The organism is Companilactobacillus nodensis DSM 19682 = JCM 14932 = NBRC 107160, from assembly GCF_000615905.1.
In the GTDB taxonomy this organism is placed as follows: domain Bacteria; phylum Bacillota; class Bacilli; order Lactobacillales; family Lactobacillaceae; genus Companilactobacillus; species Companilactobacillus nodensis.
Window position 1 is genome coordinate 52,004 of record NZ_BAMN01000008.1, and the last position, 22,028, is coordinate 74,031.

The window sequence follows — 22,028 nt, forward strand, 5'->3', positions numbered from 1 at the left end:
TCCTAACTGATTTTCATTATACATCCGTTGTGAAAGCGCTGTCAATATATTTTTTATGAGTGGTTTAAACATAATTATGAGTTATATATAAATATCAATATCGTTATATGATATTACCATGCCAAAATGGCAAAAAAAAATCACGTATCCTGAAAAAGGATACGTGATCAATTATTTTATAAATCTATTTAATGAAGGCCGTAACGATTCCGGCAACGACAACTAACAATAAGCCTGATAAAACAGCAATCATTTCTTTTTTTGTTTTACTTTCATGAAGAATATAAATTCCACCAAGAGTGGCAATTACAACGTTCATTTGTGAAAGTGTAAATCCTGTAGCTAATCCATTAACATCTGGTCTTGAAGAAATCAAGTATGTCAATGCAGCCAGTGCAAATGAAAATCCACTAATAAGATTAGTATAAGAACTCTTAGTTGCGAATGGCTTCGTTTTACGATTTGTTTTGGAAATCAATGCGAATAATGTTGAGAAAACTGCCATACCTAATGCTTGTGGCAAGAATGCTTCAAATCCATTAACTGTAACTGCCTGTGGAAAGGCTGAGTAACCTAAGTAACCCACTGCTGCAACTAACACTAAAAGAACACCACGTGTGACATCACCATTAGCGACATCAGTTGAACTTGTTTTTTTCTCACTATATGTTGTCAAATATACACCAAAGATAATCATTGCTATTGATAAGAATCCAACGATCTTAGCAACGTTTGAACTCCAGTTACCTAAGATAAATACTCCCCATAATGAAGTACTTACTAACTGAAATCCCGTAGAGATAGGCATTGTTCTTGAAACTCCCATTACTGAGAAAGCATAGAACACTAATACTTGTCCTAAGGACCAACTTGCACCTGATAAGAATGTGAAAAGAAATTCCTTACCACCAATCATAGGTGTCTGGTTGATCAACGCCACTACGATTGCCGCAATCAACGTACCATATGTAGTTCCAAGAATTTGGTTGACTGGTCTACCGCCGAATTTGCCTGTCAAGATTGGCATAACTCCCCAACCTATCATAGGCATAAGACCGATCAATAAGTTAACTGCACTCATTTGAAAAAACTCCCTTTTGTAATATAAACACCAATAAAAAACTGCCAGATCAAAAAACAACCCAGCAGTTTTGATGATGTAAAATATTATACCTGTTGACGGTAACGTTTTCAAGAAAACAGATTCATATTTCACAATTTATTTTTGCGTTTTCATAAATGAAACGCTTTCATAATTTTATCTTTAGAATTTTTCGTTTAGTGGTGGAACGATTTGCTTCTTACGTGAAACAACACCAGGTAATGATGCTTTATTATCTTCTACCTTAGTATTAAGCGCATTTTCGAAAACAGAGACAGCTTTTTCATCACCTAAAACCAAACCAGTAGTGTCACTTGTCAAAATATTAGTAATCAATAGTACAAACAAGTTGTAACCTTCAGCTTCGTTTTCAGCTTTGATGTCAGCAGTAAAGTCTGCTTCTCTCTTCAATGTTTCTGGAACATCAACAGTGTTTACTTGAGCAATACGAACACTATTGCCATTCATATCAAAGCTCTTAGCATCCATGTCAATAAGTTCTTTAGTTGACTTGCTATCAAGATTTGTACCAGCTTTTAACATTTCCAAACCATATGATTCATAATCGATACCGGCAGTCATAGCCAAGCTTTCAACAGCAGCCTTGTCTTGGTCAGTAGTTGTAGGTGACTTCAATAGAAGTGTATCTGAGATAATAGCTGATGCCATCATACCTGCAAGGTTGGCAGGAATCTCAACATCTTGTTCAGCATACATCTTCCAAAGGATAGTACTTGTACAGCCAAGTGGCTCTGCACGGTAGTACAAAGGATTAGCAGTTTCGAAATTAGCGATTCTGTGGTGATCAACAACATGTGTAACATTTAAATCAGCAATGTCGTCCAAGCTTTGTTGGCTTTCATTGTGATCAACAAGCATTACAGACTTAACTTCACCATTAGCAGCAGAGATAATTCTTGGGAACTTGTAATCAAACTTGTCAAAGACAAATTTTGTTTCATCATTAGGTTCGCCCAATGCAACAGCTTCAGTATTGAAGCCTCTTTCATTTTGTAGATGTGAATATGCAATAGCAGCAACAACAGCATCTGTATCTGGATTTTTGTGTCCGAAAACTAATTCTTTTTCCTTAGTCATTCTAAATTTCCCCTTTTTTAATTTATCTTGAAGACTTCAAACGATCGATATAATTCTTATCATTTAAGAAATTATCCCACTCGTCGAGAAATTCCTTGATTCGAGGAATCTTCTCTTTATCTTCCCGATATACAAATGATAATTCACTTGATACCGAAGGTTCAAGTGGTGTTTGATAAAGTTTAAACATTGATGCATGTGCAATACAAAAACTCAAAGGTAGGACCGTATAAATATCCTCTGAACCTTGTGCAAATTTAAGCAATTGATATGGTGAAGAGAATCTGGCAACCACAGTTGGCTGATCTACCAAAGCATTTCTAAATCTTTCTTTTAACAAGTCAGATAAATAGTAATCCTTTAAATAGGCAGCCCATGGTTTTTCGATGGCATCCCTATAACTAGCGGTACCCTTCTTATAAATCTTCTCGTCATTGTGTACTAAAACGATATTATCATTAATGATTTTCTTTGACTTGTAGATTTTCCAATTCTTAATATTCTTATCAGGCAAGTACATAATTGCCAAATCAATTCGGTTGTTCTCAATATGATCCCAAATTTCCTTACGAGTAAGGAGGTTAAGGTCAATTTCTACGTTAGGATTGATGCGATTATACTCAACAATAAAATCTTCAATGACTACTGATTCTGCAGTGGATAATAAACCAATACTGATCGTACCAGTCTTATCAGACGACTCTTGTTGAATCTTGTCTGTAACAGAGTTGATAACATCAAAGATCTCATGCGTTGCCTTCAAAAGTGATGTTCCTGCATCAGTTAGATAAATTTTCTTACCCATACTGTAAAACAACGGAACACCAACAACTCGTTCGATCTTTTTGATCTGCTGAGTCAACGCTGGTTGTGTAATACCTAATGATTGAGCAGTTTTTGTGTAGCTCATATTTTTTGTTAATTCGTCAAAATAGTTCAATGCTTTAGAACTAAATACGCGTCTTGATTTTTCGTCTAACAATAAGACGTCCTCCTAATCATTGTGAAAAGATATTTCTAATTCCATGGAACAATCATACTATACAAACTAGAAATAATCTTGTTGTATTTATTATTTTTCTATTACATTTTTCACAAATCTGATTGGATTTCCGTCAGTCTCTGGATCCATGACAAATGATCCGTTCGAATATCTATCGGCGTTTTGATGTGAACTCTCATCTAATGAGATTTCTTGATTAGTATCAGTAACAACAGATAACTGTTCATCACCTGAAATATTAGTTACCAATGAAACTCGGTGTGGAGCACGCTTTAATTCACGTAATGTTAAGACTCCTCGTCGAGCACGACTAGTTGATGGAATCTCTGATAATTTCATTTGTTTATACGATCCACGTTGTGTCAACAACGCAATCTTGTCACTTTCATCGGTTGATAAGAAATAACCGGCTAGTTTGTCATCATCTTTAAGACTGACAAACTTAACTCCGACAGCTTTACTACCGACAACTGGGACTTCACTAAGTGGAAAGGCTGAGGCATATGAATGCTCTGTGAAGACATAGATCTGTCCGTTGCCATCCTCAGGAATGTAATACACATCCATAACCTTGGCATCATCAGTCTTCAACTTGCTATAACGGCTGGCACGTGACTTATAAGTTCTACCTGGCAACAAGTCGCTAAAAGCAACTTGCTTAATGTAGTTCTCACTCGTACCGATTAAGAAAGTACCTTTTTCTTCCAAGTTCTTAAAGACGAACGCTTTGAGGATCGATTCGTCATTTGCCAAACCAATTTCTTGTGACAGGTGAGAACCCGTATCCTTCCAACGATTGTCATCGACTTCAAAAATTTGTCGATAAATCATATTACCATTATCAGTAAAGATAAATAAATGATCTAATGTATTAACCTCTTGATCAAGGATTGGATAATCCTCGTCCTTCAAGCCATTGTCACCAGCATCTGAAGCTTGGTATGAACGTAAACTACTACGTTTTACATATCCATCATGACTGACTAACAAACGAACATCTTCACTTGCAACTAGAACGCTTGTGTCAACTTCGATATCAGCAATCTTAGCTTCGATCTTAGTACGACGATCATCAGCGTATGTATCACGAACTTGACGAAGTTCCTTTTTGATGACCTTCATCAGAGTTCCGTGATCATTAATGATTGTGTCTAGTGACTTAATTTGATCAGTTAACTCTTTATCTTCTTTTTGAAGTTCAGTCACATCGGTATTAGTCAAACGATAAAGTTGCAATGACACAATGGCTTCAGCTTGATCTTCACTGAATTGATATTCCTTAACCAAATTATTCTTAGCATCGGACTTATTCTTACTACCGCGGATAGTTTTGATAACCTTATCCAAAATAGACAGAGCTTTGATCAGACCTTCAACGATGTGTAGGCGTTTCTTGGCCTTTTCCATATCAAACTTACTACGTCTTAAAACAACATCTTCTTGATGCTTAACGTATTCAGTTAAGATTTGAACCAGACCAACTTGTTGTGGGCGCATATCAGCGATAGCAACCATATTAAAGTTATATGATATCTGCAAATCAGTATTCTTAAATAAATAATTCAAAATACCCTGTGCATCAACATCTCGCTTCAATTCAACAACGATAGACAATCCTTGGCGGTCACTTTCATCACGAACTTCAGCGATTCCGTCGACCTTTTTAAGAACACGCATCTCATCCATTTTTTTAACCAAGAGTGCCTTATTAACTTCGTAAGGAATCTCAGTAATAACGATTTGTGATTTGTGTCCTCTTATTTCTTGGATCGATGTCTTAGAACGCAGGTATACCTTACCTCGTCCTGTTTGATAAGCCTCACGGATACCTTCAGCACCTTGCAGAATACCACCAGTTGGGAAGTCAGGTCCCTTAACGATTTCCATCAAATCATCCAGTGTAGCACTAGGCTTGTCGATCAACTTAATAGTTGCATCAATGACTTCACCCAAGTTATGTGGCGGGATCTCGGTCGCATAACCAGCTGAAATACCAGTTGCACCATTGACCAAGAGATTAGGAAATCTAGCCGGCAATACCTTGGGTTCTTTTTCGGTATCATCAAAGTTCCATTCCATATCAACTGTAGCTTTGTTAATATCACGTAACATTTCTGTGGAGATTTTACTTAACCTAGCTTCGGTATAACGCATGGCAGCCGGTGGATCACCATCCATTGAACCATTGTTACCGTGCATTTCGATTAACGGATCACGTAGTTTCCAATCTTGAGATAAACGAACCATTGCTTCATAAATTGAAGAGTCACCATGGGGATGGAAGTTACCCATGACATTACCGACACCTTTAGCAGACTTTCTGAAGCCTTTGTCAAAAGTATTTCCATCAACGAACATTGAGTACAAAATTCTTCTTTGTACTGGCTTCAAACCATCCCTAATATCAGGTAACGCTCTTTCTTGAATAATTGATTTTGAATATCTCTCAAAACGATCTCCCATTATTTTTTCTAACGGCAGGTCTTGAATTTTAGGAGAATTTTTAGCCAATATATATCACCTATTCCTTATTCAATAAATCATCAACGATTTTATTATCGATTGGATCAGTCTCGTCGACCTTTTCCAAAATATTGTCGCCCTCTTCTGTACCGTTGAATCGAACATTCTTCTCGATCCAGTCACGTCTAGGTTTAACTTTGTCACCCATCAGTGTTGTAACACGGCGCTCAGCTAGAGCAGCATCGTCGATATTGACACGAATTAAAATTCTTGATTCAGGATCCATAGTTGTATTCCACAACTGATCGGCATTCATTTCACCAAGACCCTTAAATCGTTGTAATTCGTAGCCTTTAACCATTTCTTTGATAGCACTCTTCAACTCATCAGGAGTCCAGCAGTACTTCATCTTTGTCTTTTCACCCTTACCCTTTTGTAGCTTGTACAAAGGTGGCAAAGCAATATAGACATGTCCGGAATCAACTAATGGTCTCATGTAACGATAGAAGAATGTCAACAATAGAATCTGAATGTGGGAACCATCATCATCGGCATCGGTCATGATAATTACCTTATCGTAATTGCGGTCTTCTAGTTTGAAGTCTGCACCAACACCGGCTCCGATAGTATAAATCATTGTATTGATTTCTTCGTTTTTATAAATATCTTCAAGTTTTGCTTTTTGAGTATTCAAAACCTTACCACGTAATGGCAAGATAGCTTGGAACTTACGATCCCGACCTTGCTTAGCGGAACCACCAGCTGAATCACCCTCGACTAAGAATAGCTCATTCTTAGCAGCATTCTTAGATTGCGCTGGAGTAAGCTTCCCAGACAATAAGCCATCAGTTTTTTTGTTTTTCTTACCATTTCTAGTAGTTTCACGCGCTTTTCTAGCCGCTTCACGTGCCTCACGCGCCTTCAGAGACTTCTTTACAAGAGTTTGGGCCTGTTCCCCATTCTCCATCAAATAAAAGCTCATCTGCTCGTATACTAGCTGATCTACAGCAGATCTGGCTTGCGGTGTACCCAATTTACCTTTGGTCTGACCTTCAAACTGAAGGATCTCTTCGGGAATACGGACTGAAATGATAGCTGAGAGCCCCTCACGAACGTCGCTGCCTTCAAGGTTCTTACTATTCTCCTTCAACAATCCAACTTTTCTAGCATAATCATTGAACGCCTTAGTAAGCCCTGACTTCATACCAGATTCGTGAGTACCACCATCAGCGGTTCTAACATTATTGACGAATGAAATAATGTTCTCTGAGTATCCGTCGTTATATTGACCAGAAAATTCGATTTCCATATCTGAATTAGTACCTTCAATATAGAAAATACCGCCGATCGTATCTTTATCTTCGTTTAGATATTTAACGAAAGATTGAATACCATCTTCATAATGAAAAACATCAGTCTTTTCTTCCTCACCACGTTTGTCAGTGATAGTGAACTTAACACCCTTAAGTAAGAAAGCTGATTCGCGAAGTCTTTCGGCTAACGTATCGTAATTGTATTTAGTTGTTTGGAAGATACTTGCATCAGGCTTAAAGCTGATAGTCGTACCACTATCTTCCTTGGTCGTTCCAGTCTTCTTGAGTGTTCCAACTGGATGGCCACCATTTTCAAATCTTTCTTCGTATACTTTATGGTCACGTACAACACGTACAGTCATCCATTCGGACAATGCATTAACAACAGAAGAACCAACCCCGTGAAGTCCACCGGAAGTCTTGTAACTATTCTCGGAGAACTTACCACCGGCATGAAGTACCGTTAAGATAACTTCAATTGTTGGCTTACCGCTGGAGTGCATCCCTGTAGGCATTCCACGTCCATGATCGACAACCGTGATACTACCGTCATGATTGATCGTAACGTTTATTTCTTTTCCAAATCCTGATAGAGCTTCGTCAACCGCGTTATCAACGATTTCATAGACTAAGTGATGTAGTCCACGAGTATCAGTTGAACCAATGTACATACCTGGACGCTTACGAACAGCTTCCAAGCCTTCCAAAATCTGGATCGACGAATCATCATAAGATGATTTTGGCATTTATATCATTCCTTTTTTATTAATTACTAGCTCGACATTTTACTATTATATCACTATATTTTAACACCTAAGAATCTTTTTGAACATATGTTCGATTTTTAGACTTTTACTTTTTAGTCGTTTTAGTAGATAATGTCTAAGTTGGTATTTGTTATTCGAAATAAAAATACCTTAGAGTTACAATATACCAAAAAATAAAACATAGAGAGTGATTTTTATATGAAACTTCTCATTTGTGCAATTCTAGCCTACTTAATTGGCTCATTCCCAACCGCATACATAGTTGGTAAAGTATTTTTCCATAAAAATATTTTTAACTACGGTAGTGGAAACGTTGGAACAACTAACGCATATCGAGTATTCGGCCCATATGCAGGTACAGGGGTCTTAGTAGTCGATATCTTGAAAGGAACTTTAGGGGCACTGATGCCTGTGTTCTTCGGACTCGATCATCATTGGATCTTATTCATTGGAATTTTTGCCGTAATCGGGCATGTCTTTTCGATCTTCCTCAAATTCCGTGGTGGTAAAGCAGTAGCTACGAGTGCTGGTATTCTTCTAGCCTATAATCCACTATTGTTCGCAATTTGTTTTATCTGTCTAGCAACGATCGTCTATGTTACTAGTATGGTCAGTGTGGCAAGCTTAACAACTGTCTTATTCTTCGCCATTGCATCTATATTCCTGCATGACTGGATTTTGACCACAGCAGCGGTCATCGTCACTATTATCGTATATGTACGTCACATACCGAATATCAAGCGTTTGATCAAAGGAAAAGAAAATCTCGTTCCTATTGGATTAGCTTATAAACGCCAACAAAAAAACGACCAAAAATAATTGGTCGTTTTTTTTATGTCTACTTAATTGAAATACTGAAGTATGCCTCGAATTGTTCGCTAGGAGCCAATTTGTTAACGCCATACTTAGTCTTAAAGTTATTGTCACTGTCTTTCTTGTCAGCAAGTCCCCACCATGGTTCGATACACATGAAGTTACCTGCATCAGGATATGTTGACCACATACCGAAGTATTTGGCATTTCCTGTATCAAGAGTTAGCTTGTGTGCTGACTTCTCGCTTGAGATCGATACTACTGCTGGATCGTTTAAGCGATAGACAACAGCATCGTCTTTGAATTCATCACGATTCATTGCAAAGTTTTGATTTTCAACTTTGTGTTCAGTATCAAGGTCGATTTGGTGTTCTACGATAGGAATACTTGTTCTTGTTTCAGCTGGATCAACTTCAACATTGAAGTCCTCGAACTTAAGATTCTTGTCAAATGGAACTGAGAAACCAGGATGTGCACCAATATTGAAGTACATATCGTCTGATTCTTCAAGACTATCGACTAAGTAACTAACTTGTACTGTATCTTTAACAAGTTGATAAATAACACTCAACTTGAAGTGATATGGATACTTAGCAAGACTTGCTTCACTTGTTGTGAGTGTCAAAACAAGCTTTGAATCTGTTTGTGATTCAAGAGTGAACTCTTGATCTCTAGCAAATCCATGTTGTGTCATCTTATATTCTTTGCCATCAATAAAGTAATGGTCATCCTTTAAACGTCCAACAATTGGGAAGAGGATTGGCGCATGTCTACCCCAGAAGTTTGAATCTGCTTGCCAAATGAACTCAACGTCCTTGTCATCTTTGATGCTGCTTAATTCAGCACCTTTTGAATTGACTTGAACGGTTAAGAAGTCGTTCTTTAATTCGTACATTTCCATAATCTTTCCCCCTAGAGAATATAACGCGATAGATCCTGATCATCGGCAATTTTACCGACTTGCTCTTTGACGTACTCACGAGTGATCGTAATATCACCCATTTGCATATCTGGACCTTCATATAGAATATCTGCCAAAATCTTTTCTAGCACGGTTGCCAACCTTCTGGCACCAATGTTCTGATTAGTATTATTAAGGTTGAAAGCGATTTTTGCAATCTCTTCAACTGATTCTTTAGTAAAAGTTAAATGAATTCCATCTGCACGAGTCAATGCAACATATTGCTTAGTCAAAGCATTGTCAGGTTTAGTTAGGATTTGAATAAAGTCTTCCTCAGTCAAATCTTGTAATTCAACACGAATTGGAAAACGTCCTTGCAATTCAGCAATTAAATCACTAGGTTTGCTTTCAGCAAAAGCACCAGAAGCAATGAACAAAATATGATCAGTATTAACGGCACCATACTTAGTATTGATCTGTGAGCCTTCAACGATGGGTAAAATATCACGTTGAACACCTTCACGAGAAACCTCTCCAGAATTCTTCTTACTTCCGGCAGCAATCTTATCAAACTCATCAATAAAGATAATTCCGTTATTTTGAGTACGTTCGATTGCTGATTGATAGATCTCATCATGATCGACACGTTTTTGTGATTCTTGTTGAATCAACAATTCACGTGCTTCGCTAACTGTCAGAGTTCTAGTGATCATCTTCTTAGGCATCAACGAATCCATCATGCCACCCATATCAAGACCCATTTGAGCCATTTGGTCATTCATAGGGTTCACTTTACGTGATTCTTCAACTTTGATAGTAACTTCGTGGTCTTCAAGCAAGCCCTTATCCAATTGTTCTTTAACTGATAGTCGTTGGTCACGTACTTCGTCAGTTACATCCGCATTACTATCGGGATCGTCATCGTTATTATTTTGACCACCCAATGCATCTTGTAAGTTTGATGAGTTTTGAAGGTTGTTCAACATAGACATAAAGTCCATATTGTTATTTTCTTGACGGCGTTCCTTCTTGATACCGGGAACTAGTAACTTAACCAATTTCTTATCAACGTCACGACGAACTTCAGGACGAATCTCATCGAACTTTTCTTTTTCTTCCATCGTTACTGCAACGTCGACCAAATCACGAACCATTGATTCAACATCACGTCCAACGTATCCAACTTCAGTAAACTTAGTAGCTTCAACCTTTACGAATGGAGCTTTAACAACTTTAGCCAGACGTCGAGCAATTTCGGTTTTACCAACACCAGTTGGTCCAATCATCATCAAGTTCTTTGGAGTAATTTCTTGTTGTAACTTCTTTGGGACTTGCATACGGCGATAACGATTGTACAATGCAATCGCAACAGCCTTCTTAGCATCATCCTGTCCAATAATATAATTATCCAATTGAGCGACTATTTCTTTAGGTGTTAAAATGTTGTCCATTTATTACTCTCCAATTTAAAATTTGTCTGAAATAATATTATCGTTTGTAAAAATATCGATTCCTGAAGCAATTTTGATCGACTCACGAGCAATCTGTTCTGCATCCATATCTTGAGCATGGCGTTGCATAGCGATTGCTGCGGCTTGAGCAAAATTACCACCTGAACCAATCGACACTACATCTTCATCTGGTTCGATGATTTCACCACTACCAGAGATCAATAGCAGGTTATCCTTATCCATGGCGATCAACATAGCCTCAAGCTTTTGAAGAGTAGGATCTTTTCTCCAGTCTTGAGCTAATTCAACCGCAGCACGTTTAAGATTACCGGAATATGATTTTAATTTCTTCTCTAACCAGTCTTGCAATGTAATAGCATCAGCGACACCACCAGCGAATCCGATAATAACTTGATCATCGAAGATACGTCTGATCTTGTGGGCTGAGCCTTTCATAATGAATTTCTCACTTAATGTAACTTGTCCATCACCAGCAATAGCTGTATGGCCATCATGTTTAACTGCAACAATAGTAGTCATTTATTTACCTGCCTTACCTTGGAAAATATTTTTTATAGTCTTTTTGTAGATGTTCCATCGTCACATGTGTATAGATCTGTGTCGTCGAAAGACTCGAATGTCCAAGTAACTCCTGAACTGTTCTCAGATCAGCGCCATGATCCAACATGTGTGTGGCAAAGGTGTGACGAATCATATGGGGATGGATATCTGAAGTCAAACTAGTTTTTTGATAACTTGATTCAAGATATATTCAATCCCACGACTAGTCAGACCCTTACCACGGTTATTGACAAAGACAAATTGATGGTCCTGTTTACCAGCGGCCATCAATTTTTTTCTGCCGTCATCGATATAACGTTTTAGTGCATTAATGGAATAACTGCCAAAGGGAACATAGCGATCTTTGTCACCTTTACCATGTACGAGGACAATGCCATTAGTAAAGTCCAATTGCTCTAATTGCAAGTTGGAACATTCACTGACACGCATCCCTGTAGCATATAATAACTCTAACAAAGCTGAGTTTCTTTCAGAAAGAGGATCATCGCCCTTCACAGCTTCGAAGAGTTGATTCATTTCTTTTTCATAAAAGAAACGTGGAAGTTTTCTTCCCTTGTGGCGTAACTGAACTAAATCGAATGGGTTAGTCTTAATGAATTTATTGCGCAACATGAAATTATAAAACGACCGCAACGCAGAAATTCTCCTAGCCACTGTTTCGTCAGCATAATCTTTTTCATCCAAATAGGTCAAATAAGTTTCAACATCAACGCGATTGACTTTTGTGAATCCTTTGAAACCACCATTCTGATCCAAAAATTTCACAAAATTATTAATATCTTCTAAATATGAGCTCTTTGTATCTTGAGAATAATGGTGATTGATCATCAAATAATCAATGAACTTATCAATTAAATCTTGTTCTATCACTATTTTTGAACCTGTTCTTCATAGTCGCCATTTGGACAAATAACTTGACGACCACCCTTAACTTTCTTTTCAACTAGATAGTGACCATCCTTAGGACAATCACGGCCAATTGGTTTGTCCCATGAAACAAAGTCACAATCAGGATATCTTGAACAACCATAAAAAATACGATTCTTCTTAGATTTTCTCTCAATAACTTGGCCCTTCTTACACTTAGGACAAACTACACCGATTTCTTTAACGATTGGCTTAGTATTACGACAATCAGGGAATCTTGAACAGGCATAGAACTTACCATAGCGTCCCATCTTGATAACCATTGGGGCGCCACAGATGTCACAGTCCATACCAGCTGGTTCATCTTTGATCTGAACCTTTTCAATTTTGCTTTCGGCTGACTCAAGTTCCTTGGCAAATGGCTTGTAGTAGTGATCAACTACTTCGACCCAATTTTCCTTGCCTTCTTCGATCTCATCAAGTTCATCTTCAAGGTGAGCTGTAAAATCAATATTAACAATGTCAGGGAAGTAATCTTGAATCAAGTTATCAACGATCTCACCAAGTTCGGTTGGTTCAAAACTCTTACCGTTCAATTTAACGTAATAACGTCTTTGGATAGTATCGATTGTTGGAGCATACGTTGAAGGACGACCAACACCATTTTCTTCCAATGCCTTAACCAATGATGCTTCAGTAAATCTTGCTGGTGGCTGTGTGAAATGTTGTGCAGGGTCATTTGATTGAAGCTTGGCCTTATCACCTTCAGCCAATTCAGGAAGAATATTATCCTTCTTGTTAGATTCTGAAGTACTTTGGTAAACCTTGCGGTAACCTTCAAACTTGATCTTTGAACCATTGGCTCTGAACATTACGCCATTCTGTGTTAAATCAACTGTCATTGTGTCATAAACAGCTGGTGTCATTTGACTGGCAACAAATCTTGACCAGATCAATTCATACAAACGGAATTGGTCACGGCTAAGGATGTCTTTTAGTGACTTAGGTGTACGTAGGACAGAAGATGGACGGATAGCTTCATGGGCATCCTGGGCGCCTTCTTGATTCTTGTCCTTACGCATCTTAACAGCAGCGAATGGTTCACCATACTCTGCATGAATGAATTCAGATGCTTCTGTTTGAGCAACTTTAGAAATACGCTTGGAGTCAGTACGCATATAAGTAATTAAGCCTACAGTACCTTCTTTTCTACCAAGGTTGATTCCTTCGTAAAGTTGTTGAGCTATCATCATTGTCTTTCTAGTCTTGTAATTCAACTTACGGTTAGCTTCTTGTTGAAGTGAACTAGTTGTAAATGGTGCGGCAGGGAATCTCTTACGTTCCTTCTTAGTAACCTTTTCAATTTCGAAGTCATCAGTCTTGTTGATACGACCAAGAACATCTTGTACTTGATCATTATTCTTTAATTCAAGCTTTTTGTGATCGACTCCATAAAAATTAGCTTTAAATTTATCTTTACCATGTTTGAAAATGGATTCAATAGTCCAGTATTCTTCAGGTACAAACTTTTTAATATCTTTTTCACGTTCAATTACTAACTTCAATGCAATTGATTGAACACGTCCGGCACTCAAACCTTTTTTGACTTTAGCCCACAAAATTGGTGAGATAGAATAACCAACGATTCGGTCCAACACACGACGTGCTTGTTGTGCATCAACCAAGTTCATATCAATACTACGAGGTGTTTTGAATGCTTGTTTAACAGCATCCTTAGTGATCTCGTTAAATACAACACGGTTATCTCCGTCAACATCGAGTCCCAATAAATGAGAAACATGCCATGCAATAGCCTCTCCTTCACGATCCGGATCGGCTGCGAGATATACTCGTTTGGCTTTTTTAGCCTCTTTCTTCAAATCTTTAATGACAGGACCTTTACCACGAATAGAAATGTACTTAGGTTGGTAGTCATGTTCAAAGTCGATACCCATTTGACTCTTAGGTAAGTCACGAACATGTCCCAAACTAGCAACTACGTGATAATTACGTCCCAAATACTTTTCAATTGTTTTTGCTTTTGAGGGTGATTCTACAATCACCAAATTCTTTTGTTTCGCTGGCACGTAAAGTGCTCCTTTCTGAATGAATCAATTAAAACTGTTCAATATATTATATGATTTTTTAAAATTGTCAATTCAAATGATACATTTAATTACCGAATTGCGAAAGCGTTATCTACAATTCCTTAAAATTAATCAACGGAATTGCTCCTTCTTCGATCAATTTATTGCAACCAAGAGAAAGGGTATCTCCGATTCTCCCAGGTATGGCATAAACGTCTCTATTTTCTTGCAATGCGATTTCGGCAGTGATCAATGAGCCGCTTCTTTCCTTGGCTTCAGTAACGATCACTTTTTGACTGACACCTGCGATTATACGGTTTCGTTGCGGAAAATGCCACCTCATTATGTGACAACCAGGTGGATATTCACTGATCACCAGACCATATTCGAAGATATCATCTTGTAATTTTTTGTTTTTGGTAGGGTAATAATCATCCAAACAATTGCCGATCACTGCGATCGTTTTAGCATGATTATTCAAAGCGGCCTGATGTGCCCATCCGTCGACCCCTTTAGCCAATCCACTGACGATCGTGTACTGAGACTTGATTGTAGAAATAATGCCGTTAATGCAGCGATAACTGTATTCTGTAGCCTCTCTGGCTCCAACTATCGCTAGACAATTGGTCTTTAACAACTTTATATCTCCACGATAAAACAACAACGCAGGAGGATTATAAATTTCTCGTAAAATATCTGGATATTCATCACTAAGATAATTTATCGCCAAAATATCGGACACATTTTGTTGCCTAAATAATGGAAGAAACTGGTTAAATTTTTCTCCACGCCATTTATTTTTGAGAAATAAAAAAGCATCTTGTTCCAGATTATCACTATTCTGTGAAATTTTGATAATATAAAGCATTTCTTGATTTGAAATCATCATCGTTAATCTTGCTTTAATTAATAATTCTGTCAATTTATTTTTCATATAAAAAAACCACCTTCATAATAAATTACGAAAATGGTGTTTGATATACCTTTTTTGTATTGCGAACTGGTGAAAAACTCAAGCGATGAATCGGTGTTCGACCGAACTCATCCAAAGCATGAAGATGTTCTTTAGTACCATAACCATCATTCTTCAAGAATCCAAATTCAGGATAGAGCTTATCATAAGCGCTCATAAGTCTATCTCTGGACACTTTAGCAACGATACTGGCTGCTCCAATGCTCAACGACTTTGAATCACCTTTAATAAGCTTAGTCTGACCGATATTTACTGGAATAGTCATCGCATCAACTAAAATATGATCTGGCTTCAGATATAAACGGTCGATGGCATCCCTCGTGACAAGTTCTGTAGCATGATAAATATTCTCTCGATCGATCAATTGAGGGCTTCCCACACCAATGCTGATGTCAATAGCCTGCTCACAAATTTGACGATAGATTTTGTCACGTTTTTTGGCAGTTAACTTCTTCGAGTCATCAACTTCGTACAAGGTATTGTCGGCAGGCAAAATAACCGCGGCGGTGACGACTGGACCAGCCAACGGGCCACGTCCTACTTCATCCACACCAGCGACTGTTAAACCATGATCCCAATAATCCCGTTCAAGAAATTCTTTTTTATGAAATTTCTCGATGAGTTCAGATTTTTGCTGTTCTTTTTTGAAATATTGCGTTAATAATTTTTGAACACCGGTCCGTTTATCATCAGCCAACAATTCTAGATCATTCTGATCTACATCACCGGCTAATAACTCCTTAACGTCCTTGATGGTCAACTTATTCTTCATAGAATTCACCTGGAATATCAAAGGTGATCCGACCAACTTTAAGCTTACGAACGTCATCAATGATACGTCTTGAAGCCCGTTCATAATCTTCAATATAGCCAAACTTTTCCGTCAAATGCATCAATAATTCAGACGTTGTATGATTCAAAAGATCCGCTCTATCTAGCTTATATACATCTAATAAACGATCCAAATAATGAGTTTCTAAGAAGTTCAATGCATAGATGGCAACATCATCCGGAGCATAGATTTTATCCTTAATAGCACCTGAAAGTGCTAGTTTCATCCCTACTTTAGGATCGTCGATCTTAGGCCACAAAATACCAGGGGTATCTAATAAATCGATATCGTACTTTGTCTTCAACCAATTTTGATTCTTGGTAACGCCGGGTTTGTTACCAGTAACGGCAACATTCTTACCCACGATACGATTAAGGATCGTCGATTTACCAACATTAGGGATTCCAATACACATTGCCTTGATACGGTAGTTCTTAACACCATTCTTCTCATACTTGGCGATTTTGTCAGCAAGCTCCTGATGAATAAGTGTATTGATCTTACCTAATCCTTTATTATGTTTAGCATCTAACTCAACCGCTGGTGTACCTTCTTGTTCAAAGTTAAGTTTCCAATCAGCTGTTAATTTGGGATCAGCCAAGTCAGCCTTATTCAAAATAATAATGTGCTTCTTTTGATCAATAATTTGTTCCAATACTGGATTTCTTGAGCTAAAAGGCAAACGTGCATCAACGATTTCAAGTACGATATCAACCATTTTTAGTCGGTCTTGTACTTGATTCTTTGCCTTATTCATATGTCCTGGATACCATTGTAACGCCATATTTATCACCTATTTTCTGTCTGTGTCTTGGTACTTTTGGTACGCTTCATCAAAAATTGTCATGCTTGGTAAATACCCAGCATTCAATTCTAAATAGTTGGATATTCTTTCATAATCTGTTTCTTGTTTAGGAAAAGACTGATCGCGGTGAGCATTGGCAGCAAACTCTGCTTCTGGTTCAGTACTATCCGCGTTTCTTAACGTCATTAAAAACTCATAAAAACTACGCTTCATTACTCCTCCTCTGAAATACAATTATTGTTTACTAGTGATCTTTTCGTTCATAATATCAAATTTAAGTATATTGTTCTTCAAATCAATCTTTTTGGCACGGATTCCATATCCTTCTTTGGTCGTGAATTTAGTAAACTTCAGCAAGATAGTCTTATCCTTACTATTCACACTGACCCATTCAGGAACCTTAAAACTATTATTAATGTAATTCATAACAAAGCTGATCGGCAATGACAAATCGCCAATTTTAATGGCTTTAGCCTTCAATAATACATCACCATTGGTTTTGGCAAAGGGTGACATGACCAATGTGAAATGGATCTTTGAACCCAAGAAAGCAATGGCTCCAGTCAATTCAGCGTCACTTTTTAACTTCAATTGATATTCAGTTTTACCATCATTCAAAGTGTTCTTCAGATAGTATTGCGCCATCTTATTAGCTTCTTCTTTGTCCATATCAACCGAAAATACTTTGTTATTTTGTGATTCTATCTTAGATGATACTTGATAAGTTTCACTTGGTGAACTAAAAACCTTAGTCCCTAAAATTCCTAGACCAACTACTAAAACTGCTACTAAAGCGATAAATGCATATTTCCAATAATTTCTTTTCTTCATAACTATTTAATCAGCCATTCCTTCGATGTTTTACTTACTTCCTCAAAAACCTTAGCAGTCATCATATCATACCCGACTGCATTGGGGTGGAAATGATCTTCTGTATACAGGTATGGATTAACACCGTCTTTTTTAACCTTTTTCATTGCCTTCTTAGACATATAGAGATTATTGATATCGATGAAGTAAGTATCATTCACGGTTGCAGCAACTTGTGCTGAACCCTTGTTCCAATTAATAAATGCTGTCTTAGCATCTTTAATATTTGATAAATAGATACTAAACGGATTATAAATACCTATCAAATAAATCGGTGCTTCTTTGTTGTAACTTCTAATATCTGACAACAATTGTTTCAATCGTTCGTCGAATTTGGACTGTTCATTCGCAATATCAGTCGCTGTCAGGTCAATACCCTTACGCTTAAGTAAATGCATAAAATCATTTCCGCCAACGGTAACAGTGATGATATCAGCCTTAGGAAGGTCCTCGTGCATCTTATTATCATTTTGAATTCTAGTCATGATCTGATTACTAGTATCACCAGAAACTCCATAATTATACGCATTAGTCTTCACTTTATATTTGTCATGGACCTTATTCTTCAATCGAGTCACATATCCGCCACCAATTGACTTAGAATCACCTATTCCTTCGGTCAAAGAATCACCGACTGCAACAATATTAATCGTACTTTTCTTAGGAATGACTTTTTTCTTCTTTTTCTTAGTTACATTTTCGGTCTTATTAGTATCAGCAGTCTGATCACTGGTTTTAGATTGAGTAAAATAATAACCTAATCCGCCACCAATTACTACTAAAACAATCACAATTATTGTGATCCATATACTTTTTTTCTTCATATATTAATCCATCTTTCAAAAAAAGCTGATGTTTTCATCAGCTTTTACTCTGTATAAAATTCAATTGCGAAAGCTCCTGAACCAGCATGTGTAGCAATAACTGGGCTAGTTACTCTAATGAGTAAGGGAACATCCGGTACAATTTCTTTTAATTTATCTTTTAATTCATTTACATAATCCATCTTATCAACGTATGAAATACCAATAGCCTTGATATTCTCTAAGCTCTTAACTTCTTCCATAACGTTGTTCATGTATTTTTCAATTGTCTTGCGACCACGGCCACGTTTAGCAATATCCAAGCTGTTATTCTTCAATGTCAAAACAAGATTAATGTTCAATAGTGTCGACAAAGTGCTGGCGAATCTACTTAAACGTCCACCACGTAAGATGTTTTCAATACTTGTAACACCCATGTACAAATATGTGTGATCACGAACTACTTCAATTGCTTGCTTAATTTCATCGATCGACTTGCCTTCTTGTGCAAGTTGAGCAGCACGAATAACTTGGAACGCTAACGCACGATCAGTGAATTCAGTATCGACTACTTCCATTTTACGATCGGTCATTTCAGCCACTTGTCTAGCAGCGTTAACTGTACCACTAATAGATTCAGTCATGTTCAACGACAAAATATCAGTATAATCAGCTGGAACTTTGTCAATAATACTCATAAATGTTCCGATAGAAGGCTGAGAAGTCTTGGGTAATTCATTTGACGTATCCATTTCTTGAACGAACTCTTCACGAGTAATATCAACACCATCAGTATAAGTATTACCATCGATGTTAATTGTAAGTGGAACAACTCCAATATCGTACTTTTCGATTTCCTCTGGAGTAATTTGTACCGACGAGTCGGTAATGATTTTTACTTTGCTCATTTTATCCCTCTTTCATAGGGTTTTCATTATTATCGATTAAATTATAACAGATTTGAACTGCTATATTAAATGTTATTGATATATCAACGTTTTGAGATTCTGATAAAACAATAAAATTTCAAAAACATATTCATAAATTTTAACATCTTTTTCTATTATATTATACTTGCTTCAATTATTGAAAATAAAAATGAGCTTTCAATAGATTAATTGAAAGCTCCGGACAAACTAAGTTAGAATATAGACAAGCAACATGAAAGTAGGTTTTAAACTTGGCTAAAAAAGTTAAAGCATTTACTAGAAGATATATTATAACCAACGAAATATTCAGCGCCGTCACACACGGTATTGGTATCATTCTTGCAATAATCGGTGCGGTATTCCTATTAATCAAGGGATTCAAACAAGGAGATCCTTTAGAGATCACGGCATACTTTATCTACGCATTCACACTCTTCTTCTTGTATCTCAGTTCAACTCTGTTTCACAGCCTATACTTCACCAAGGCAAAGGTGTATTCCAAATATTTGACCACAGTTCAATTTTTTTGATGATTGCTGGTACGTACACACCATATTGTTTAGTAGCTCTTAGAGGCTCTGCATTTGGTATTATCATACTTTCAACAATCTGGATACTAGCGATTCTCGGTATCCTTTACAAAATATTCAATGTAGGTAAGTTCAAGTACTTAGAAACCCTGCTTTACGTCTTAATGGGTTGGGCAATCGTCATTGCGATGAAACCACTCTACCATTCAATCGGTGCAACTGGTATCTGGTTACTAGCTGCCGGCGGCATCGCCTTTACATTAGGAGCATGTTTGTATCTGATGAAAAACCTCAAATACATTCACGTTATCTGGCACATATTCGTCATGATCGGCACAGCTTTAATGTATTTTTCAGTTTATTTCTACGTCTAAATTTTATCGTAAGTTTCGAAGGTATATGGATAGATATTCTTATCATCCACAATACCTTCTTTTTTTTCACTTAATTTGAATTTGCTGTAATCCAGATCGATCATCTTAACATCACCGTCGAAGGCATGATCAATGCGTGTTAAATATAATCGATCCACATCATCTTTGAACATCTCAAAGATACCGGCACCACCGATTACCATAACTTCCGTGTCATCATCAACGTAATCTGACAGCTTATTCTTATCAGTCAGTAAGACGACTGATTCTGGAACTTGATAGTTTGGATTACGTGAGATCACAATATTTAATCGATTTGGTAACGGACCATTGGGAAAGCTCTCATAAGTCTTCCGCCCCATAACAATCGTGTGGTGCGCAGTCACGTCCCTAAAATGCTTCAAATCATTTGGCATTGACCATGGCAATGTACCGTCCTTACCAATAATGTGGTTCTTATCTTCAGCCCATACAAAACTAATAATCATCTGTCTTCTCCTTATACGGCAACAGGTGCTTGATTGCTGGTTCTGGATTATAATCTTTAACTTTGATATCAGATACTTCCAAATCAAAAATACTCTTATCTGAGTTGATTTCCAATTGTGGTCCTTCGTGAGGCTCACGTGATAATTGTGTCTTAACTTGATCTAAGTGATTCAAGTAGATATGTGCATCACCTAATGTGTGAACAAAGTCCCCAACCTCAAGGCCAGTTTCACGTGCAACTAGGTGTGTTAACAGTGCATAGCTAGCAATATTGAACGGAACTCCCAAGAAGAGATCACCACTTCTTTGATACAACTGACATGACAATTTACCATCATTCACATAGAACTGGAATAATGTGTGGCATGGGGGCAACGCCATTGAAGGAACATCTTCAGGGTTCCAAGCGCTAACGATCATCCTTCTAGAGTCAGGTGTCGTCTTGATTTGTTCAATAACATTCTTGATTTGATCAATAATCCCGCCATCACGTTTTTGCCAATGACGCCATTGTGCACCGTAGACAAATCCTAGATCACCATACTTCTTGGCAAAGTCATCGTTCTCAAGAATATTCTTATCAAACTGACTCTTTTGAATTTTGTAATCTTTTGCAAAATCAGCATCTACCAAGCTTCGACGACCGAAGTCAGTCATATCTGGACCTTTGTATTCATCACTTTCAATGTACTTTTTAAAAGCCCATTCATCCCAAATATGATTCTTATGTTCTAACAAGAATCTAATATTGGTATCTCCATGTAAAAACCATAATAATTCACTCTTAATGAGTCCAAATGGTACCTTCTTTGTCGTCAACAAGGGAAATGACTTCGACAAATCAAATCTCATTTGATAACCAAAAGTACTGATCGTACCAGTTCCGGTGCGATCACTTTTTTTATGTCCATTCTCTAATACATAATTTAAAAGATCCAAATATTGTTGCTCATTAGTATTTGTCATGATTTCTCCT

At 37.3% G+C, this 22,028-nt stretch carries 19 protein-coding genes and 2 pseudogenes; 2 read left to right on the forward strand and 19 right to left on the reverse strand.

Annotated elements, in window-relative coordinates; genetic code table 11:
• Positions 1–184 precede the first annotated feature (184 nt).
• The 5 genes from rbsU to parE form a co-directional block, all read right to left on the reverse strand.
• Entirely contained in the window at positions 185–1,081 is an 897-nt protein-coding gene (rbsU, locus tag JCM14932_RS07345; protein ID WP_025024313.1) for a ribose/proton symporter RbsU, read from the reverse strand.
• Between the two features lie 183 nt (positions 1,082–1,264).
• On the reverse strand, positions 1,265–2,200 hold the full coding sequence (locus tag JCM14932_RS07350; RefSeq protein ID WP_025024314.1) for a manganese-dependent inorganic pyrophosphatase: 936 nt from the start codon (positions 2,198–2,200) through the stop codon (positions 1,265–1,267).
• 22 nt (positions 2,201–2,222) lie between these two features.
• The gene (locus tag JCM14932_RS07355; protein ID WP_025024315.1) at positions 2,223–3,182 is read right to left on the reverse strand and encodes a LysR family transcriptional regulator; all 960 of its coding nucleotides are present in this window, start codon (positions 3,180–3,182) and stop codon (positions 2,223–2,225) included.
• Positions 3,183–3,272: 90 nt separating this feature from the next.
• A complete protein-coding gene (parC, locus tag JCM14932_RS07360) occupies positions 3,273–5,714 on the reverse strand; it encodes a DNA topoisomerase IV subunit A (protein WP_025024316.1) in 2,442 nt (813 codons plus the stop codon).
• A gap of 10 nt (positions 5,715–5,724) precedes the next feature.
• The gene (gene parE / locus JCM14932_RS07365) at positions 5,725–7,725 is read right to left on the reverse strand and encodes a DNA topoisomerase IV subunit B (protein ID WP_025024317.1); all 2,001 of its coding nucleotides are present in this window, start codon (positions 7,723–7,725) and stop codon (positions 5,725–5,727) included.
• A 219-nt stretch (positions 7,726–7,944) separates the two neighbouring features.
• Between parE and plsY the strand changes: the two genes are divergently transcribed.
• The gene (plsY, locus tag JCM14932_RS07370) at positions 7,945–8,565 is read left to right on the forward strand and encodes a glycerol-3-phosphate 1-O-acyltransferase PlsY (RefSeq protein WP_025024318.1); all 621 of its coding nucleotides are present in this window, start codon (positions 7,945–7,947) and stop codon (positions 8,563–8,565) included.
• Between the two features lie 19 nt (positions 8,566–8,584).
• Here the strand turns inward: plsY and JCM14932_RS07375 are convergent, their stop codons facing one another.
• From JCM14932_RS07375 to JCM14932_RS07430, 12 genes and pseudogenes are all read right to left on the reverse strand, one after another.
• On the reverse strand, positions 8,585–9,460 hold the full coding sequence (locus tag JCM14932_RS07375; protein ID WP_025024319.1) for an aldose 1-epimerase family protein: 876 nt from the start codon (positions 9,458–9,460) through the stop codon (positions 8,585–8,587).
• An 11-nt stretch (positions 9,461–9,471) separates the two neighbouring features.
• Positions 9,472–10,911, reverse strand: a complete 1,440-nt coding sequence (hslU, locus tag JCM14932_RS07380) for an ATP-dependent protease ATPase subunit HslU (RefSeq protein ID WP_025024320.1) — start codon at positions 10,909–10,911, stop codon at positions 9,472–9,474.
• Positions 10,912–10,926: 15 nt separating this feature from the next.
• The gene (hslV, locus tag JCM14932_RS07385) at positions 10,927–11,451 is read right to left on the reverse strand and encodes an HslVU peptidase proteolytic subunit (RefSeq protein WP_025024321.1); all 525 of its coding nucleotides are present in this window, start codon (positions 11,449–11,451) and stop codon (positions 10,927–10,929) included.
• Between the two features lie 13 nt (positions 11,452–11,464).
• Positions 11,465–12,321: pseudogene (gene xerC, locus JCM14932_RS14925) on the reverse strand (tyrosine recombinase XerC).
• A gap of 41 nt (positions 12,322–12,362) precedes the next feature.
• Positions 12,363–14,447, reverse strand: coding sequence for a type I DNA topoisomerase (gene topA, locus JCM14932_RS07395; RefSeq protein WP_025024322.1), 2,085 nt, complete (start codon positions 14,445–14,447; stop codon positions 12,363–12,365).
• A 112-nt stretch (positions 14,448–14,559) separates the two neighbouring features.
• On the reverse strand, positions 14,560–15,381 hold the full coding sequence (dprA, locus tag JCM14932_RS07400) for a DNA-processing protein DprA (protein ID WP_025024323.1): 822 nt from the start codon (positions 15,379–15,381) through the stop codon (positions 14,560–14,562).
• A 25-nt stretch (positions 15,382–15,406) separates the two neighbouring features.
• Positions 15,407–16,180, reverse strand: coding sequence for a ribonuclease HII (rnhB, locus tag JCM14932_RS07405; RefSeq protein ID WP_025024324.1), 774 nt, complete (start codon positions 16,178–16,180; stop codon positions 15,407–15,409).
• A gap of 1 nt (position 16,181) precedes the next feature.
• Complete coding sequence (gene ylqF / locus JCM14932_RS07410) at positions 16,182–17,036, reverse strand: ribosome biogenesis GTPase YlqF (RefSeq protein WP_025024325.1); 855 nt, start codon at positions 17,034–17,036, stop codon at positions 16,182–16,184.
• A 9-nt stretch (positions 17,037–17,045) separates the two neighbouring features.
• Positions 17,046–17,270 (reverse strand): YozE family protein, encoded by a 225-nt coding sequence (locus tag JCM14932_RS07415; protein WP_025024326.1) that lies wholly within the window; start codon positions 17,268–17,270, stop codon positions 17,046–17,048.
• A gap of 21 nt (positions 17,271–17,291) precedes the next feature.
• Entirely contained in the window at positions 17,292–17,888 is a 597-nt protein-coding gene (locus JCM14932_RS07420) for a YpmS family protein (RefSeq protein ID WP_025024327.1), read from the reverse strand.
• A gap of 2 nt (positions 17,889–17,890) precedes the next feature.
• Positions 17,891–18,751 carry a GDSL-type esterase/lipase family protein gene (locus JCM14932_RS07425; protein WP_025024328.1) on the reverse strand — a complete coding sequence of 287 codons (861 nt, stop codon included), beginning with the start codon at positions 18,749–18,751 and terminating at the stop codon, positions 17,891–17,893.
• Between the two features lie 44 nt (positions 18,752–18,795).
• Positions 18,796–19,638, reverse strand: coding sequence for a DegV family protein (locus JCM14932_RS07430; protein ID WP_025024329.1), 843 nt, complete (start codon positions 19,636–19,638; stop codon positions 18,796–18,798).
• 272 nt (positions 19,639–19,910) lie between these two features.
• Here JCM14932_RS07430 and trhA point away from each other — a divergent pair.
• Positions 19,911–20,563, forward strand: a pseudogene (trhA, locus tag JCM14932_RS14930) (PAQR family membrane homeostasis protein TrhA).
• On the opposite strand, the gene JCM14932_RS07440 reads toward trhA, so the two are convergent.
• Together JCM14932_RS07440 and JCM14932_RS07445 are read right to left on the reverse strand one after the other, a co-directional pair.
• Complete coding sequence (locus JCM14932_RS07440; protein ID WP_235700558.1) at positions 20,560–21,051, reverse strand: dihydrofolate reductase; 492 nt, start codon at positions 21,049–21,051, stop codon at positions 20,560–20,562. The pseudogene trhA and the gene JCM14932_RS07440 sit on opposite strands and share 4 nt — an antisense overlap.
• The gene (locus tag JCM14932_RS07445) at positions 21,041–22,018 is read right to left on the reverse strand and encodes a thymidylate synthase (RefSeq protein ID WP_051528088.1); all 978 of its coding nucleotides are present in this window, start codon (positions 22,016–22,018) and stop codon (positions 21,041–21,043) included. Before JCM14932_RS07445 ends, JCM14932_RS07440 begins: the two co-directional genes overlap by 11 nt.
• Positions 22,019–22,028 lie beyond the last annotated feature (10 nt).

Excerpts from the sequence above, each read along its gene's own strand:
- JCM14932_RS07375 (WP_025024319.1), bottom strand. The coding sequence starts at position 9,460 with ATGGAAATGTACGAATTAAAGAACGACTTCTTAACCGTTCAAGTCAAT.
- ylqF (WP_025024325.1), bottom strand. The coding sequence starts at position 17,036 with ATGGCGTTACAATGGTATCCAGGACATATGAATAAGGCAAAGAATCAA.
- JCM14932_RS07425 (WP_025024328.1), bottom strand. The coding sequence starts at position 18,751 with ATGAAGAAAAAAAGTATATGGATCACAATAATTGTGATTGTTTTAGTA.
- plsY (WP_025024318.1), top strand. The coding sequence starts at position 7,945 with ATGAAACTTCTCATTTGTGCAATTCTAGCCTACTTAATTGGCTCATTC.
- JCM14932_RS07420 (WP_025024327.1), bottom strand. The coding sequence starts at position 17,888 with ATGAAGAAAAGAAATTATTGGAAATATGCATTTATCGCTTTAGTAGCA.
- hslV (WP_025024321.1), bottom strand. The coding sequence starts at position 11,451 with ATGACTACTATTGTTGCAGTTAAACATGATGGCCATACAGCTATTGCT.
- hslU (WP_025024320.1), bottom strand. The coding sequence starts at position 10,911 with ATGGACAACATTTTAACACCTAAAGAAATAGTCGCTCAATTGGATAAT.
- JCM14932_RS07415 (WP_025024326.1), bottom strand. The coding sequence starts at position 17,270 with ATGAAGCGTAGTTTTTATGAGTTTTTAATGACGTTAAGAAACGCGGAT.
- JCM14932_RS07440 (WP_235700558.1), bottom strand. The coding sequence starts at position 21,051 with ATGATTATTAGTTTTGTATGGGCTGAAGATAAGAACCACATTATTGGT.
- JCM14932_RS07430 (WP_025024329.1), bottom strand. The coding sequence starts at position 19,638 with ATGAGCAAAGTAAAAATCATTACCGACTCGTCGGTACAAATTACTCCA.
- dprA (WP_025024323.1), bottom strand. The coding sequence starts at position 15,381 with ATGAAAAATAAATTGACAGAATTATTAATTAAAGCAAGATTAACGATG.
- parE (WP_025024317.1), bottom strand. The coding sequence starts at position 7,725 with ATGCCAAAATCATCTTATGATGATTCGTCGATCCAGATTTTGGAAGGC.
- rbsU (WP_025024313.1), bottom strand. The coding sequence starts at position 1,081 with ATGAGTGCAGTTAACTTATTGATCGGTCTTATGCCTATGATAGGTTGG.
- JCM14932_RS07445 (WP_051528088.1), bottom strand. The coding sequence starts at position 22,018 with ATGACAAATACTAATGAGCAACAATATTTGGATCTTTTAAATTATGTA.
- JCM14932_RS07350 (WP_025024314.1), bottom strand. The coding sequence starts at position 2,200 with ATGACTAAGGAAAAAGAATTAGTTTTCGGACACAAAAATCCAGATACA.